The organism is Aliiroseovarius sp. (assembly GCF_965228805.1).
In the GTDB taxonomy this organism is placed as follows: domain Bacteria; phylum Pseudomonadota; class Alphaproteobacteria; order Rhodobacterales; family Rhodobacteraceae; genus JASBTN01.
The window spans coordinates 1,410,775-1,427,635 of sequence record NZ_CBDDIE010000003.1 but is presented as its reverse complement, the minus strand read 5'-3'; the positions used below and the strand labels follow the sequence as shown (position 1 = coordinate 1,427,635).

Here is a 16,861-nt window from a genome sequence, read left to right as displayed (position 1 = left end):
CCAATCGCATTGTAACGAACCGCCCAATTCCCACCACATTCCGCAAAGCGCGCGTTAACGAATTGGCAGCATTCTCGATCTCGCAGACATGGCACGGGTGAGCCGGATCTGCCGGACGCGGCACGGGTGAGCCAGGTCCGCATGAGTGAATTGTTCGAGGGAAAGGGTTTCGGGGTGGCCAAGATTACGCATGTGACGACCCATGACGGGGCCGAGTTGAACCACGCTATCGGCGTGACGGACATGACCGTGCGCCACGAGGGCGGAAAAACCTACCTTTATACGACCACGGGCGCGGAAGGCGGCGCCATGGTGATGGAGATCGGCACCGGTGGCCAGACCACCATGGTCGATCAGATCGCCTATACCAACAGCCAACTGCAATCCGGTGACGCTCGGGTCGAGCTGGTCACCGATGGCAGTGCGACCTATCTCGTCTCCTATGGGCAAATGGACGAAGAACTTACCGGTCACCGTCTTCTGGGTGGCGACAACCTGGGGAATGCCCAGGCCCTGAGCTGGAGCGGCACGGGCGCGGGCGGGCAGGTCAACTCGTTGCATACGGTGAGAGTGGACGGCACCGACTATGTCTATACCGCCAATGTCGGCACGACGGGGCTTGCGCAATATCAATTGACGAACCAGCAGCAAATGCAGCTGCGCAGCGATCAGACCACTCAGGCGGAGTTGCCCGAGGGGATCGATATCGTCGATTTCGCCTCGGTCGAGGCGCATGGCAACAGCTACCTCGTGGCCGCCACCAACCTGCACCAGGGCGTCGCGATCTATCAGCTGGATGCCAATGGCACGCCGACGCTGATCGACATCGCGGGGGCGGCGGACGGGATCGGCATTTCGAACCCGACTGCCATCGAATGTCTCTGCATCGCCGACCAATCCTATGTGATCGTCGCCTCGGCGGGCAGCTCGTCACTGACCGTGATGAAGATCCAGCCCGACGGCAGCCTGACCGCGGTCGACCATGTGATCGACAATCTCAACACCCGTTTCGACGCGGTGACCGAGCTGGAGGTGGTCGACGTCAATGGCCACACATTCGTCCTGGTGGGCGGCGGTGATGACGGGATTTCGATCTTTACCGTTCTGCCCGACGGGCAGCTGGTGTTGCTGGACAGCATCGAAGACACCATGGCCACGGCGCTGCAGAACGTCGCTGCGCTGACGGTGCAGGACGTGAACGGCCAGCTGCAGATCTACGCTTCCTCGGAAAGCGAGTCGGGGGTTACGCAGCTGTCCTTTGACACCGGCAATCTGGGCGATGTGACCTACGGAGACGCGGGCGACAATACGCTGACCGGCACCGCAGCCGACGACATGGTTGCAGGCGGTGGTGGCGATGACGTGCTGTACGGTGGCGCGGGCGATGACATCCTGAATGACGGCGCGGGCGAGGATGACATGAACGGCGGGGCAGGCAATGACCTGTTTGTGCTGACCGCGGATGGCGAACGCGACATCATTCGCGACTTTGACCCAGCCCGCGACAGCCTGGACCTGACCGGGTTCAACTTCCTCTATGACACGTCGCAACTGAACATTACCCCGACCGGCTATGGCTGTATCATCAGCTTCCGAGGTGAAGAGATCGAGATTCACTCGACCAACGGCCAGCCGCTGACGGCGACTGATTTCCCCACCAGCCAGATCCTGGTGCTGGATCGCCCGCCGGTGGTCTACGACTACATGCCGACGACGCTGGTCGGCACCGGCTCCTCGGACGAGCTTGTCGGCAAGCTGGGCGATGACACGCTGATCGGCAATGGCGGCAGCGACACTCTGATCGGCGGTGAGGGTGGCGACGACATGGACGGCGGGGCGGGCAATGACACGGCCAGTTACGAAGGGGCCTGGGCCGGTGTCGGTGTCTCCCTGGCCACCGGCCAGGGATGGGATGGCGCGCAAGGCGACACCCTGACCAATATCGAGAACCTGACTGGCTCGCAGTTCGGCGACACGCTTCTTGGCGATGACAGTTCCAACCGGTTGGACGGCGCCGAGGGCAACGACCAGCTCAGCGGAAACGGTGGGAACGACACGCTGATCGGCGGCGAAGGCGATGATACGCTCAACGGCGGCGAAGGTTCGGACATATTGGATGGCGGCGAAGGTGTGGACACGGCCTCCTACGACGGCATGACCTCCGGGATCGGCCTGGTCCTGGACAGCGGCGTTGTCTGGGGCAGCGCCACCGGGGACGTCCTGAGTTCGATCGAGAACGTGATCGGCACCGATTTTTCGGACGCGATCAGCGGCAGTCTGGGCGACAATACGCTGACCGGCGATGGCGGCGATGACACGCTGGACGGACGCCAGGGCGATGACATCCTTTATGGCGGCAGCGGCAATGATGTTCTGATTGGCGGCTGGGGCTCCTATGACGACGCGCTATATGGTGGGGAAGGCAACGACACGCTGAATGGCGGCGCCGGGCTGGATCACATGGACGGCGGCGACGGGATCGACACCGTGACATACGAAGACGACCCACTGGGCGCGGTCGGTATCAACCTGACCTCGGGCACGACCTGGGGCGGCGCCTGGGGCGACGTGATCGTCAATGTCGAAAACATCATCGGCTCAACCGGCAATGACACGCTGATTGGCGACAGCGGCGCAAACGACCTGCGTGGCGGGGCCGGTAATGACGTGATCGATGGGCGTGAAGGTGACGACCACCTGGAAGGTGGCGATGGCAATGACACGCTGACCGGTGGCTGGGGCGACGGCAAGGATTTCCTGTCCGGCGGGGCCGGAAATGACACGTTGGACGGCGGTGGCGGCAATGACTGGATGCTGGGCGGCGCGGGCGACAACGTCTATATCGGCGGCGCAGGAAATGACACAGCCTGTTATACGGACAACCTCGAAGGCGGGGTCGTGGTCAACCTGGAAACTGGCCATGCATCTGGCGGCGCGACGGGTGACACCTATGACTCGATTGAGAACCTCTGGGGGTCCTGGTGGGCCGACACCTTGACCGGGGACGCGGGCAAGAACGTGCTCAGCGGCGGCTGGGGGGACGATACGCTGAACGGCCGGGCGGGTCATGACATTTTGTACGGCGGCGGTGGCGACGATGTCATGATCGGCGGCGACGGCGATTACAACGACTTCCTGCATGGCGGCGAAGGTAGCGATACGATGGTCGGCGGCGGCGGGGCGGACAAGTTCGTCTTCAACCCCAACGGCCACGATGTGGTCAGCGACTTCGACGCTTCGGAATGGGACAAGCTGATGTTCGACGACGCAATCTGGGGCGGCGGTTCACGCACCGAAGCCCAGATCCTGGCCTATGCCCAGGTCGTGGGCAGCGATATCGTGTTCGACTTTGGCCCTGATTGCACCGTGACGATCAAGGGCGTGACGGACCTGTCCGATCTCGAAGGCGCGATCTACCTGGTCTGAGGCGGGATAGGTCGGCCGAGCGCGTCAGCGCTCGCGCCCCTCGGCACGACCCCAGCGTACGTAGTGTTCGTAGCCCGAGCTGATCTTGCCGTCGCGCAGCACGCTCGCCACATCCGGGTTGCGCGCCAGATATCCGGCATCATCCCAGCTGGCGGGCACAGGCACCTTCATGCGCAGGCACCGGATCGCCTTGGCGATCTGATCCCAATCCGCCTGCGGATCCAGCGGGGTCTGGCGGCACCAGAACATCCACCAGCGCCGCGCGGCGACCCCATTGACCTGAGCCACCAGGGTCAGGCGCTCCAGCGTTTCGACCGAGGCGCTTTCGACCGGTCCCGCAGGGCGGCCATGAGCAAGGTTGTTCAACCGCCCGCGCGTGTCGATGTTCATGTAGCCCATCGCCAGCGCCAGCGCGGCAACATTGGAATTCGAATGGCGCCGCAGGAACTCGTTGCGGACCACGGCGGCGAATTCCACGTGTTTCGAATGGCCGCCAATGACCGAGTTGGAGTAAAGCCCGGTGCGCCCGAACACCCGGTCACGGTGGTGATAAAGCGCCAGAGGCTCGTGGAGCATGCCGATATCGGCTTCCAGCAGGAACTCGAGGTTGAAGAACCAATCCCCCAACACCGGCAGGCTTTCATTGTAGCCGCCAACCGTATCATAGACGCTGCGACGGAACAGGAAGGCGATGGGCGGGAAGAAGTTGCCGCAGGCCATCTCGGCGAACTCGACGTTGCGCACCCAATCCTGATAGGGGCGGCGTTCGTGAATCACCACCTCGTCATCCAGGATCTCTTCCGAGACGTAGACGCTCTTGGTGATCACCCCGCCATAGCGTGCGCCCATCGGGCCTTCGAGATAGGCAACGGTTTTTTCCAGGAACTCCGGTGTCCAGCTGTCGTCGTCATCGTGGATCACCACATAGTCGCTGTCGACGCTGCGGATGCCAGCGTTCGAGGCCGCCTCCATCCCCAGGCTATCGGAGTTTGACACCAGGCGCACCTTGCGCGGGTCGACGCCGCTGTTTTCGATGACCTTCTCGACCGGGGCACGGTCGCCGCCGTCATTGACCACCACCCAGAGATAGTTGGTCCAGCTCTGCGCCGCGACGCTTTCGGCGGCGCGTTCCAGCAGGATCGGGCGGTCCTTGGTGCGGGTAATGATCGCAACCAGGGGCGGTTCGGACTCGGCCGGTTGCGCCTCGGGATCGGCATCCGCTGCCGGAACCTGACCACTCCCCGTCGCGCGGGTGTGCGGGTTGGGCGGCTCCTGCCCGACCGAGCGCAGCTGCGCATCACGGGCCTGGTTGCCGGAAAGCTCCAGCGCGATCTGGCCGGGTTTCCACAGCGCGTCGGCCTGGCGATGGGCGAAATCGACATGATCGGGGCTGTCAGGATCCACCAGCACCGGGACTTCCAGCGCCTTGCCAAAGTCGGCAGACCGGTCCTTGCAAACCAGCGCCAGAGCCTCATCGCGGCTGGGGGTGATCAGCAGGCGAGCAAGCTCACCTTCCGCCTCGGTGGCGCGGGCCATGACCTGGGCCACGGGGTCACTTGCGCGGGCAGCAATCCAGGCCTCGACTTCCAGCCAGAGCGCATCGGACACCGGGTCGACCGGCGCGGCGCGGTTGGCGTCGATCAGGCCTTGCGCCACGTCGGCAAAGGGACCGTGCGGCAGTTCCTCGACCGAAGGGCCATTAGGCTCCAGCAGGGTTTCGATCACGTGGTGGTGCGCGGTCACGGCGCTGGTCGGTTGGTCGGGGTCGAAACCATTGCGTTCGAACATCAGCCCGACCACATCCTGGGCAATCAGCGGATCATGATGGGGCCCCAACATGCGGCCAAAATACAGCCCCATCCATTCGCGATCTGGGTAGGCCTGATTCAGCAGAGATTGCGCGGTTCCCTGCCAGCCGCTGTCGATCAGCACGACGCGTTTCGCACCCCCTGCGACCTCGGCCAGGGTGCCGTCCAGCGCCGGGCCGCAATCGCGCAGATAGTCGCGTAGCACGTCCTGCGCCGGTCCTTTCTCACGGATCCAATCGACAAAACCTCCCGCGCCGGGCAGCCCATCCAGCTGCAATCCCTTCAGACGATCCGGGTTGTGGCGCAGCAAGCCGCGCACCAGCGCGCCCATGTCGGTGTCGTGATATTCGCGGGCGAAGACAGCACCTGCGCGCTCCGGCTCACGCGCCCAGATGCCCTTGCAGATCGACACGCGCGAGATCCAGAACATGCGGGTGCGCGCCCAATGTGCCTGCTCCTGCCCTTCGAGCCAGAGCTCGTAGAGCCGTTGAATACGCAGGCCCGCACGGGCGCAGAACAGAAAGGCCGTGTCGCCATCGTCGAGCTGGCAAATCTGGTCATGCAGGGCCAGCATCCAGCGGTGCATCACCGGGCCCAGCACCTCGCGCCCGAGGCGTCGCGTCAGGGCCGAGGGGGCCGGCCGGGAGGTCTGGTCGGGGCGAATATCTACGTGGTTCATCATTGCTCCGTCACCCTTTTGGCATGGCGATTTTGGGGGCGAAACCCAGGCGGCTGCTCAAATCCGCCATCGTGGTTTTATGGTCAGCCTGACGCGCGACGACGTCTGTGCGTGACAGGGGCAGGAACTGGGCGGCCCAGCCGCGCAGGCGGGGCTGGCGCACGTCGCCGCGGAAACTGTCGCCCAAGTGTACGAATTGATCGGGCGTGGCGCCCAGCGCCTCTTCGACCAGCGGGAAGATCCCGCCCGATCCCTTGGTCACCTTGGTATCAGCGGAGGAGATCAGCAGGTCCACCTGATCCATGTCCACTCCGGCCCCGGTCAGCAGGGTCAGGATCTGCGCGCGATGCATGTACATGTCGGACACCAACGCCACGCGCCCACCACGCGCCTTGAATTCGGCGACATAGGCGGCCAGTGCAGGGTTCACGGTCAGGCGGCGCTGTTCCGCCGCCAGTTCGGCAGCGATGAAATCAGCGGTCAGACGGTCGTCACCGACCAAAAGGCGCGAGGCGACGCGATGGATCTCACTCAGAGACCCTTCACGGCACCCGTTGACCGCGCGGGTCGTGCGATAGCTCGCGCGCGTGCCACGGTGGCGTGCAAGGAAAGCGGTGTCGGCATCCACATCGACCCCGGCACCCTGCGCAACATCGGCCATCGCCGCGCCGAACTCAACAAACCGCGTCACCTCCGCGCTGTTGTCACGCAACAGCAGGGTGTCGAACACGTCGAGCGAGAGGATCATGTCGGGGCGTTTCAGCAGGTGGTCAAGCCGGTCGGTCAGCATCGCGGCAAAACCGGCATCGGCGTAGAGCGCCACACGATCGGGCGCTTCGGTCAGGCGGTCTTCCAACGCATCGAAGCGGTGGAAGGTTGTGACGGGCGCGTTCATGCCATCGTCGTCCTCTGTGACGCCCCGCCATTCTGGCCGGGCTGTTGTGTCGCTACCTGACCCGACGCTCCGGGCCATTCTGGCCGGGCTGCCGAGCTGGGTGGTTACGCTGAAACTGACTTAAATTTGCTAATAATTGTTAAATTGCGACGGGTCATCTGGGACGAGGAATAGATTTTTCCCCGCAATCTCGGCGGCAACCTGCCCACGCAGCGGGGCGAAGTGCTGTTCCAGCCGCGAACGGATCACGCTTTCATCATAATGGACGTCGGTCTTGGCGCCGCGAAACTCTTCACGGATGACCTTGACGTCCAGCCCCAGCCACCGGAACAGGCGGTTCATCACCAGCTGCGGCTCGCGGGTAAAGGCCTCGAAATTGACCAGGGCAATTTGCTCATGCGGGAAGGTGGCGAACCAGCGTTTGAGACGCGGCAGGTAGGTGCTGTCGATCACCGCATCCAGATTGGCCAGCTCATCGGTGTCATATTGCGCCGTGAAACCGTCCTCTGCCCCGCGAAAATCATGGGCGTGATACTGGCGCAGTTGTGACACGGCGCGCGAGACGGGCTCGCGCAGGGCGATGATGATCTTGCAGTTCGGGTTGAAGGCGTGAATGCGCTCGGGCACGGCAATGTAGCTGGGCGAGGCCTCACCAGTCAGATACCCCTCCTGTGGCACACATCCCGCCAGGCCCAACTGTTCCCCATATTCCAACCCCCAAGCCGCTTGCGGCACCCGCGCGCCAAAGTCACGGGTGAAGAAGTGCAACTCCTTCTCGATCGGCTCAATCACCCGGGGGTGCTCCGCCAGGTGGCGGTGGATCGAGGTGGTGCCAGCCTTCATCATGCCGACGACCAGGAAGTCAGGATAGGCGTGCGCCATGCTGCTTACCTGCCCTTGGCCCGCATCACGATGAACGTGTCCTGATAGACCCGCGCGCCGGGTTTAGAGGCCCAGGAGCCCAGCTCGTGGCTGATGGTGCGCAAACCGGCCTTGGCCAGCATGTCTTCCCACAACTTTCGCGTGTATCCGCCAAAGAAGTCCTGCCCCGCATAGGCTTGGTAGAACCCGCTGTCGCCCTGCTGCTTCACCGCCCGATGCATGCCGGTGCGATCAACGTGACGGAAGAAGAAATCGTCGATAATGAAACAGGTCAGGAAGGCCGCGCCTTCGTCATCCAGGGTGCGCCCGAGCTCGGTCAGGTAATCCTGGCTGTCCTTCGGCGTCAGGTGGGTAAAGACCGAGATCGCGAAGGCGAAGTCCAGTCCCTTGTCCGGGATGAACCCCAGCGTGTACTCGTTTTCGACCGAGGGATCGAATTCATCCGCGTAGTAGTTGTTTGCCGCTTCCATGTGGTGGAATTCGGCATTCGGGTTGGAGGCAGCAATGTGCTCGTTGCACCAGTCCACGCCCTCTTTCCACACATCCACGCCGTAGTACTTGCCGCCCTTGATATACTTCGAAAACGGCATGCCCAGACGTCCGCAGCCCGACCCGATATCCAGAATGCGCGAGTCCGGGGTCAGTTTGAACCGGGTGGCGAACTCGTGGAAGAAGCTCGTCATCGTGCCCTTGAAATGCGACGGTTTGTCCGACCCGATATTGTTGATGTACTCGATCGGCGGCAACTCGTCGTCGGTCAGCGCCCAGCAGGCGTCGGTCACCTCTTTCAGCACTTCCTGCTGCGACTGCGTCTTCTGACGCGTTTCTTCGATCTGGTTCACGAAGCCGGAACGTTGCCGGGTATCGGACGAGGTATCGGACAAGGGGGCCTCCTTCGGCGGACAGCGTGTATGTTGGAAGTCCTAGTGTACACGCGGGGGATGAGCAAGCGTGTCAAGAACGTCGAGCACGGCCTGGGCAGGCGTGCCCGAGGGGTCGAGCGGTACGGGATGGCCGTTTCCTGCCGAACGCAAGGCCTCGCCCTGCCCGCCCAGATCGAAGCCCAGAACCGGCAGACCGGTGGCGAGCGCTTCGTGGGTGGTGAAGGAAAAGGTCTCGGGCCAGATCGACGGGATCAGCCAATGGGTAATGCCGTAGCGCCGGACCAGGTTCGGCAGTTGCGCCGGATCATAGGCGCCGTGCACGGTCAGCCCGGTCGGCATCGGCAGGGACGGGTCCACCCGGCCCAGAACCACCACGCGCACGCCCCGCTTCTTGGCCAGCCGCTGCAGTTTCGCCACCACATCGGCGCCCTTGTGGATGTTCAGGTTGCCCAGGGTCGCAATCGTAACAGGGACATCTTGCGGCGGATCCAACGGGGCAAATGCCACCGGCACATGGTGCGGGAACACGACGGGCTCGACGCCCGGATAGGCGGCGCGCAACAGCTCTGCCGAGGCCTGGCTGAAAACGCGCACCTCATCGGCCCGCGCCACAAGCCGCCCCCAGCTGGCCTGCCATTCCTCAAGGCTGACGGGGGTGCCGTCCAGCCGGTGGGTGCGATGGGCCAGATCATCCCGCCCGGCAGTCACCGGGCCGCGAAAGACGTCATCATGATCAAGCAGCGTGTAGGAGGGGCTGATCGGAAAGAAGTCATGCACCAGCAGCTCGACCCGATCTCCCTTGCCCGCCAAGTCCAACAGGATGTCGGGCAAGGACACCGGATCCGGATCCCCGACACCGCAGGAGTAGACCACCCGACGGCGGCCGATCGGCTCCAGCAACCGCCCGACCAGCGCCGGATCCTCGCAGAGCGCCTCTGTCCGGCCCTCGGCTGTAATCAGCTCCAACCGCCAGCGCAGTGCACCGCCGACCCGCAGGATCACCGCGCCCGGCCCCTCTGCCAAATCTCGGCACAGCTGGCGTTCCAGCCAGTGATCCGCCCCGCCCGCCAGCGAGTGGGCCAGATAGATCGGCACCGGCCAGTCGCCCGCCACCGCACCCAGCCAGGCCAGGCCCAGCGCCATGCGGGTCGAGATCAGCGGATCGCCTTGAATGAACCCCTGCACCTCGCGGTCATAGCCGGGATAGCGGCGGGCAATGATGGTGTTGTTCTCGCGCACCAGGCGCAGCTTCTCGGCGCTGCCGAAGCTGGAGCCGCCGCGATGTTCGACAAACAGGCGTGGTTGGGCCACGTGACGCCCGCCCAGGGTACGGGCCTTCTGGCACCAGTCGACCTCTTCGCCGTAGCCACGTCCGAAGGCACTGTCGAGCGTCGGCAGTTGCGCAACGAAAACCTCGTTCATCGCCATGCAGAACCCTACGCCGGTCGGTGCCGTGCCCTGCGCCGCGCCGCCCAGACCGCGCGCCACCTCGTCGATGGTATCCGCCGCCCCGGCAGGCAGGTCGCGACGCTGACAGATCACAGGGGCGGTAAAGATCTCGGCATCATTGGACATGGGCGTGACCGTTGCCACCCCGGCATCCGCATGGATCGGCGCCAGCAGGCGGCTGGCCCAGCCCACCGGCACGAAAGCGTCCGAGTTCAGCAGGACCGCATGGCCACCCAGCTCCACCGCGCGCGCAAGCCCCCGGTTCACCGAACCGATGAAGCCGAGGTTCTGCTCATTCTCCAGCAGCTCGAACCGGGAATCCTGCAAGGCGGCGGCCCGCAGGAAGGGGCGCACGCGCTCGTCCGGACTGGCGTCCTCGATGATCACCAGGCGGAACGGCAGATCGGTGTGGGTCTGCACCCGCTCCAGCACCTCGGGCAGCAGGTCGAAGGCGTTGTAGACCGGCAAAATGATGGTGATCGGCTCCGGCGCCTGCGGGGCCGGTGGGGGCGGTCCGAACAGGTCCGCATCCAGAATATGCGCCGCATCCAGCCCGTCCAGCCGCAAGGCACGCTTCAGCTCGACCCGCAGCCGCTCATCCCCGCCGATCGCATAGCGCAGGGCCAGGGGCAGCGCCGCCGAGATCGTGACCACCATGTCCTGCAGCAGACGTGCCCGGGCGACAGCACGCCGCCACAGGGCCTGGCGGGGTAAGGACAGCTTGATGCTCTCGCCACCGTCAAGATCAAGGGTCAGAACCAAGCCCGGACCGCGCCCAGAATGACGCAAGGCAAAACCGGTCGCGGCCGCCCCGTCAATCGGCTCTCCCAGTGCTTCGGCGACATCCGGGCGCGGCTTGTCCGGGCTAGCAGAGGAGGAGGCATCGCGACAGACCACCGAAATCCGCTGCGCCTTGGTCCAACCTTCCAGCCAAAGCCCGCCGCGCATCCAGAGCAGCTGCTCGACACGCCCCAGGCGCCGCCCGTCCGGCGCCTTGAGGTCGAACCCCACCCCCTGCAGGCGATAGTGCAGGTCGGAAAACCGGGCGATGATGTTGACGATACGGTTGGGCACACGGTCCTCGGTCTTGGTTCCTCAGCCCTAGCAGCCCCGCAGATATTTTGCCACGGGGGAAAAATGCGCAAAGCGCATCATCGCGTATCAGTCCTCATCGCCGCCCTTCTCGCTGGTTTTTTCAAAGCCGCCCCTTCCGACGGCTGTGTATGCGTGGAAGCCTGCGCGTTTTGCGTCTTTGGGGGAGTAGATGTTGCGCAGGTCGGCCATGCGCGGGGTGGTCATGCGTTTGGCCAGGCGTTTCAGGTCCAGCGCGCGGAACTCGTTCCATTCGGTCAAAAGCACCACCGCATCCGCGTTCTGCACCGCCTTGTAGGCGTCGTCGACCCAATGCACGCCGGGCAGCAGCGCCTCGCCCTCGGAGAGCCCCTGCGGGTCGACCACGCGCACCTTCGCCCCGCCGCCCACCAGCGCCGGGATGATCGTCAGCGAGGGCGCGTCGCGCATGTCATCCGTGTTCGGCTTGAAGGTCGCGCCCAGGACCGCGATCACCTTGCCGTTCACCGAGCCGTCGCAGAGGTCCATGACCTTGTCGATCATGCGCCGCTTCATCTCGTCGTTAACCTTGATGACCGTCTCGGTAATCTGCATCGGCAAGCCCAGCTCCTGGCCGATCCGGGCCAGCGCGCGGGTGTCCTTGGGGAAACAGCTGCCACCATAGCCAGGCCCTGCGTGCAGGAACTTGTTGCCGATCCGCCCGTCCAGCCCGATCCCCTTCGAGACCTGTTTCACATCCGCGCCGGCCCGTTCGCACAGCGCGGCGATCTCGTTAATGAAGGTGATCTTCGTGGCAAGGAAGGCATTGGCCGCGTATTTGATCATCTCGGCCGATTCCAGATCGGTCGTCACGACGGGAAAATCGCGCAGGAACAGCGGGCGGTAGATCTCGTCCATCACCTCACCGGCGCGCGGCGTCTGCACGCCGACGACCACCCGGTCGGGGCGCATGAAATCATCGATCGCCGCGCCCTCGCGCAGGAATTCGGGGTTCGAGGCGACGTCGAAATCAAGCTCCGGTCGGGCCTTGTGAATGATCTGCTTCACGCGCCGGTTGGTGCCGACGGGCACGGTGGATTTGGTCACGACGACGGTGTAATCGGTGATCGCCGCGGCGATTTCTTCAGCGGCGGCAAAGACATAGGTCAGGTCCGCATGACCATCGCCGCGCCGGGTGGGCGTGCCGACGGCAATGAACACCGCCTCGGCGCCATCGACCGCGGCCTTGAGATCACCGGTGAAACTGAGCCGCCCGGCGGCGACATTCTTGGCCATCAGCTCATCCAGCCCGGGCTCATAGATCGGCACCTCGCCCCGCTCCAACATCGCCACCTTCGCCGGATCCTTGTCAACGCAGACAACCTCATGCCCGAAATCCGAAAAACAAACCCCAGAGACAAGCCCAACATAACCCGTCCCGATCATCGCTATCTTCATGATGCTGCCCTCTTGCCTGCTCTTCCGACCGGTTCACTCTCGGCCCGGTTGTCCCGGGCATGCGGCATCCCGCCGACCCTGTCAACGGACTGTTTCCGCATGATCGACAATCTGCCAAAACCCTGCCCAATTCATGTGTAACACAGGCCAATGAGCAGACAAACGGGACAGATTGCCATGAAACGCCAAATGACCAAACTTGGCGCGCTGCTGTTGGGCGCGCTGTTGATGACTGCCGCCTCCGGTGCCGAGGCCCGCTGCAACCGTGCCAACGTGCCCGGCGCAGAGGCGCAGGTGCCCGCAGGCCGGATCAACCAGGCCCTGCTGGACGCCGCAATCCTGTCGGAGGTGAACTACGAGCGCTGCCGCAAGGGCCTGCGCGCCCTGAAACCGGAACCGCGCCTGACCAGAACCGCCGCCGGGCACAGCAAGTGGATGGCCCGCGCCGCCAGGCTGTCGCACAAGGGATCGAACACGCTGACCCAGCGGTTGAAACGGTCGGGTGTCAAGTTCCGCACCGGGGCCGAGAACATCGGCATGGTGCATTATTACCAGATCGACCGGGTGGTGTTTCTGACCAGGGGCAGCTGCCAATTCACCAATCAGGCCGGTCAGCCTTTGCCGCCGCACAGCTATGCCTCGCTGGCCCGCGCGGCGGTCGGCAACTGGATGAACTCCCCCAAGCACCGCGCCAATATCCTGAACCGTCAGGTGAAGTTCATGGGGGCTGGCGCGGGTTACAATGGGCGCGCAGAATACTGTGGCACCGTGTATCTGACCCAGAATTTCGTGGGCTGAACCCTGTGGCCCCTGCACAACAAGGCTCGATTTCAAGTGGCAAACCCTTGCCACTCGGGAACAAACCCTTTGCAGATTTGACAATCTGTGTAATGAAGAAGCTGATGGGACCGCCTGTTGGCATCCTGATAGACCCTGTTATGGAGTATGAACCATGAAAAAAGCGACGACCGTTATCGCCGCCGTCACGCTGGCCCTGTCGGCCTCGACGGCCTTTGCCGGCAGCTACACCGTGCCCGCTGAAGAAGACGAAGTGATCGTCATTTCCGATCCGGGTTCGTCGGTTGGCTCGCTGCCGCTGCTGCTCCTGCTGGGTGGCGCTGCCGTTGCCGTGGCCGCGGCCAGCAGCAGCTCGTCGAGCGGTGGCACCGCCGAATAATCGGCCTCGGCCATGCGATCGCCGTCTGGCGGGCGCAAACAAGAATTCAGAGACGGCAGGCGATTTGCCTGCCGTTTTCTTTTTCGGATCCATCAATGATCAAGAGCGCTCTGCGGCGTTTCAGGGGCGCAATTGCTGGGTCACGATATATCCCAACCCCTGGCTTACCCATTGACGCGAGCGCAGTATCTTGCCGCGCGCATCGACCCAATACTGGTTCTCGACCACAAGCCCGTCGCGCTGACAGGTCTCGGTCAAATGGGTCGTGACCGTGTTGATCTGTCCGACAATCATGCGTTCGCTGGCCCCGCCAGAAATGACGCAGTCCAGCGATAGGGTAGAGCTGTAGCCCAGCCCGCTGAGGTAGTGATTCACCCGCGGAACACGCCCAGTGCGGCGCGTGGTGATCAGTGAAATCGACGGGTCGGCATGTATCGACATCAGGTCTTCGCCGAAGCCACGCGTTCCGGCCAGCACGCCACGCTTGAAGGCAAAGCTGCGCCGATCCGGGGTCTTCCAGGTCACCACCGCGCCATTCGTCGTCACCGGCGCAATGGCAAGCGTGACATTGGAGGATTCGATGCCCAGGATCATGACCTGACCATCCGTTGCGGCCAGAGCCTGGGCAATCAGCGCGTCCAGCCCCGCCTGCGTCGTGCCCTGTGACGCCGTTTGACCCTTACCCCCCGTGACCGACCCGATTGCCCCTTTCATTGCGCCCAGGAAAGCCTGGGTGGGCGCGGTGTTGGACGTGTCGCTCCCACAGGCCGCAAGGGACGCAAAAATCGGCGCGGCGATTAGCGTGGTCAGCCGTGGTGTCATTCGCAAGTTCTTCACCGCCAGAACCTCCCCCAACGATCGGACAGGACATCACCATGCCCTTCGTTCACCCAGTCGAACAGGCGACCGTCAACAGACAGCCGCGCCCCGCCATCGCGTGACAGCGAACGGATCTCGGTATCAACGCTGGCCCGGCTTGGCGTGCCCAGCGCCCATTCCAGCGGAATCGACAGGCGAATACCCTTGTCGAAAGAACCTTCACCGAAGTCTTCCGCGGACACATCCGTCAGGGTCGCATAGGCGCCAACCTTCCAGCCATTGGCAAAGACACGGTCCACCGCCAGAGTCGCGCCCACATCGCCAGCCAGGTAGCGGCCCACATCCAGTTGCGCCTGGAATCCGTTGCCAATGTCGTAGTAGGCGGACACATGCCCGGTCACGACCGAATAGTCCTGCACCCCGAACAGCTGGTCGAAATCGCGCTGATAGACGTAGTTCAGTTCACCGCCTACCGCGAGGCGGCTGTCGACCGGCTTCCACAGGAGCTCACCCGAGACGCCCGCGAACATCGTCTCAAGATACCCTACCGTCACGCGGCTGTAGAGGTCGCGGCCGGGGCGACCATACCAGGACAGGGTCAGATGCTCGATCGAAGGATCGCCATGTCGGTGATATTCACCGACGTCGGAGCGAACATGCGGCAGGACCGAGCTACTGACCCATGGATCGTCATGCAGATTGCCCGCAAAGCGCTTGGTGACCGCGCCTGAAAGGACCAGGCCAGGGGTGAACTCATAGCTCGCCCCAAGGCGCGCGCCAATCTCGCCTGCGAAAGAGGTGTCGGCGCCGAACAGGCCCAACACAGTGTAGGGTGTCAGGGACCAAGAAAATCGTGGGAAGAGCCCTGGGGTTGTCACCGGATCGGGGCCGCCATCGCGCAGCGCGACGGCATCGGCAATCGTCGCGCGGCCATAGATGTCGGACGAGGGTGCGTGCTCCAGCGCTTCAAGGTCAGACCGTTGCAACACCACGGCGGACAATGGCACGCCGTTTTCAACCGGGACGATGACGAAGGTTTCGACCGAGGCGGGCAGACCGCGCGTCAGGATGCGCGCCGTACGGCCGATGGCCTGAGCAGGCGAATTGAACCGTGTGTTCTGCACATGCAGTTCGGCCCGGGTGGCGGTCAGCGACATTGCCTCCAGCACCTGACCTTCGCGGGCCAGCGCCTCGGCCAAGGCCTCCTGTATGCCGGGACGGGCTTCGGGGTCGGCGATCCAATCGGTGCCCCAGGCCTCTGGGTTTGAGGCACGCGACGGGCGTGGTCTGACCGATTGTGGCGCTTCCTCCCAGCCGCTGCGCGCAGCGGGTCTGCGCGGGTTCATCATCAGCGTGACCGAGGCCCCGATCGTGGTGCCGTAGAGGTAGTAGGCCGCAACGTTCAGCCCCTCGGTCACCTGGTAATCCAGCCCGAAGTTGAACGGGCTCTCGCGGGTATAGACGCCTTCGGTTTCTTCCAGCGCATAGGCATCGGAACTGTATTCCGCCTTGAAGGTCAGCTTGTCGTTGATCGCATAGGACACGCCGCCGAATAGCGCAAAATCACCACGGAACCACTGGTCCCAGTTGGGTTTTCCACCCTCACCATAGTCATTGTCGGGCCGCGTCCCGGTCGCGCCGATTGGATCCAGGCTGCCCAAGCGCCCCCAGCCGAGCCCACCGGTCACCCGCAGGCGTGGGCCGATGGATTTGGTGGCCACAATATACTCGCTGGAATAGATCCCGGTGCCCAGGAAATCGTTCAGACCGATGGACACAGCCGGGGTGTATTTCCCCTCGTCAATCAAGCGGAACCGCAGGTCGAAATTGCGGTCACGATAAACGCCATTCACATCCGGTGCGCCCGCGAACAGGTCATCAACCCCCGAATAGCGGAAGCTGCCACTGAGGCGTGGGGTGATCTGAAAGCTCAACGTGGCATGCGACATCGGACCAAAGGTGCCATAGGTCACCGAAAAGGTGCTGTCCGGGGCGACTTCAGCCGTGGGGAGGTCGATCAGGCCCGGCGCGCCATTCAGCGAGAAGGCGGTAGACACCGTGGAGCGTTCCGCCGACACGTGCGCCGGCACCACCAGAGCCATGACAGCAGCCCCGCCCATCAGAATTCGCCTGGAGTGTCTCATGACCATACGCTCTGCCCTCAATTCTCACCGCAATATACCAAGCGGCAGGCTTTGGGCAGTCGTTTTGGCAGGAATGTTGCGAGATTTTGCCGAAAGGTCACGCAGCGCCCGCTGACAGAGCGCAGATGACCTAGCGTCGCGACCCGCGCCCGTAACGTCACGTTACACCGGCGCGGACCCATCGGCGGCC

11 protein-coding genes are annotated in these 16,861 nt (G+C 63.7%); 3 read left to right on the top strand and 8 right to left on the bottom strand.

Annotated elements, in window-relative coordinates; all coding sequences use genetic code 11:
- Positions 1–141: 141 nt before the first annotated feature.
- A complete protein-coding gene (locus ACO07D_RS08175) occupies positions 142–3,426 on the top strand; it encodes a calcium-binding protein (protein ID WP_421702454.1) in 3,285 nt (1,094 codons plus the stop codon).
- 24 nt (positions 3,427–3,450) lie between these two features.
- Here ACO07D_RS08175 and ACO07D_RS08170 read toward each other — a convergent pair whose 3' ends face one another.
- The 6 genes from ACO07D_RS08170 to ACO07D_RS08145 all read right to left on the bottom strand — a co-directional run bounded on the left by ACO07D_RS08170 (position 3,451) and on the right by ACO07D_RS08145 (position 12,531).
- Entirely contained in the window at positions 3,451–5,916 is a 2,466-nt protein-coding gene (locus ACO07D_RS08170) for a glycosyltransferase family 2 protein (protein WP_421702453.1), read from the bottom strand.
- Between the two features lie 7 nt (positions 5,917–5,923).
- Positions 5,924–6,808 (bottom strand): HAD family hydrolase, encoded by an 885-nt coding sequence (locus ACO07D_RS08165; RefSeq protein WP_421702452.1) that lies wholly within the window; start codon positions 6,806–6,808, stop codon positions 5,924–5,926.
- Between the two features lie 129 nt (positions 6,809–6,937).
- Positions 6,938–7,690: a sulfotransferase family protein gene (locus tag ACO07D_RS08160; RefSeq protein WP_421702451.1), complete on the bottom strand. Its 753-nt coding sequence runs from the start codon at positions 7,688–7,690 to the stop codon at positions 6,938–6,940.
- Between the two features lie 5 nt (positions 7,691–7,695).
- The gene (locus ACO07D_RS08155; protein ID WP_421702450.1) at positions 7,696–8,574 is read right to left on the bottom strand and encodes a class I SAM-dependent methyltransferase; all 879 of its coding nucleotides are present in this window, start codon (positions 8,572–8,574) and stop codon (positions 7,696–7,698) included.
- A gap of 39 nt (positions 8,575–8,613) precedes the next feature.
- The gene (locus ACO07D_RS08150; protein WP_421702449.1) at positions 8,614–11,097 is read right to left on the bottom strand and encodes a glycosyltransferase; all 2,484 of its coding nucleotides are present in this window, start codon (positions 11,095–11,097) and stop codon (positions 8,614–8,616) included.
- Positions 11,098–11,184: 87 nt separating this feature from the next.
- Positions 11,185–12,531, bottom strand: coding sequence for a UDP-glucose dehydrogenase family protein (locus ACO07D_RS08145; protein WP_421702448.1), 1,347 nt, complete (start codon positions 12,529–12,531; stop codon positions 11,185–11,187).
- A 189-nt stretch (positions 12,532–12,720) separates the two neighbouring features.
- Here ACO07D_RS08145 and ACO07D_RS08140 point away from each other — a divergent pair, with 189 nt between their 5' ends.
- Positions 12,721–13,329 carry a CAP domain-containing protein gene (locus ACO07D_RS08140; RefSeq protein ID WP_421702447.1) on the top strand — a complete coding sequence of 203 codons (609 nt, stop codon included), beginning with the start codon at positions 12,721–12,723 and terminating at the stop codon, positions 13,327–13,329.
- Between the two features lie 154 nt (positions 13,330–13,483).
- Positions 13,484–13,708 carry a hypothetical protein gene (locus tag ACO07D_RS08135; protein WP_421702446.1) on the top strand — a complete coding sequence of 75 codons (225 nt, stop codon included), beginning with the start codon at positions 13,484–13,486 and terminating at the stop codon, positions 13,706–13,708.
- A gap of 120 nt (positions 13,709–13,828) precedes the next feature.
- Here the strand turns inward: ACO07D_RS08135 and ACO07D_RS08130 are convergent, their stop codons facing one another.
- On the bottom strand, positions 13,829–14,545 hold the full coding sequence (locus ACO07D_RS08130; protein WP_421702445.1) for a YjbF family lipoprotein: 717 nt from the start codon (positions 14,543–14,545) through the stop codon (positions 13,829–13,831).
- Positions 14,542–16,647 carry a YjbH domain-containing protein gene (locus ACO07D_RS08125; protein WP_421702444.1) on the bottom strand — a complete coding sequence of 702 codons (2,106 nt, stop codon included), beginning with the start codon at positions 16,645–16,647 and terminating at the stop codon, positions 14,542–14,544. Before ACO07D_RS08125 ends, ACO07D_RS08130 begins: the two co-directional genes overlap by 4 nt.
- Between the last annotated feature and the right edge of the window lie 214 nt (positions 16,648–16,861).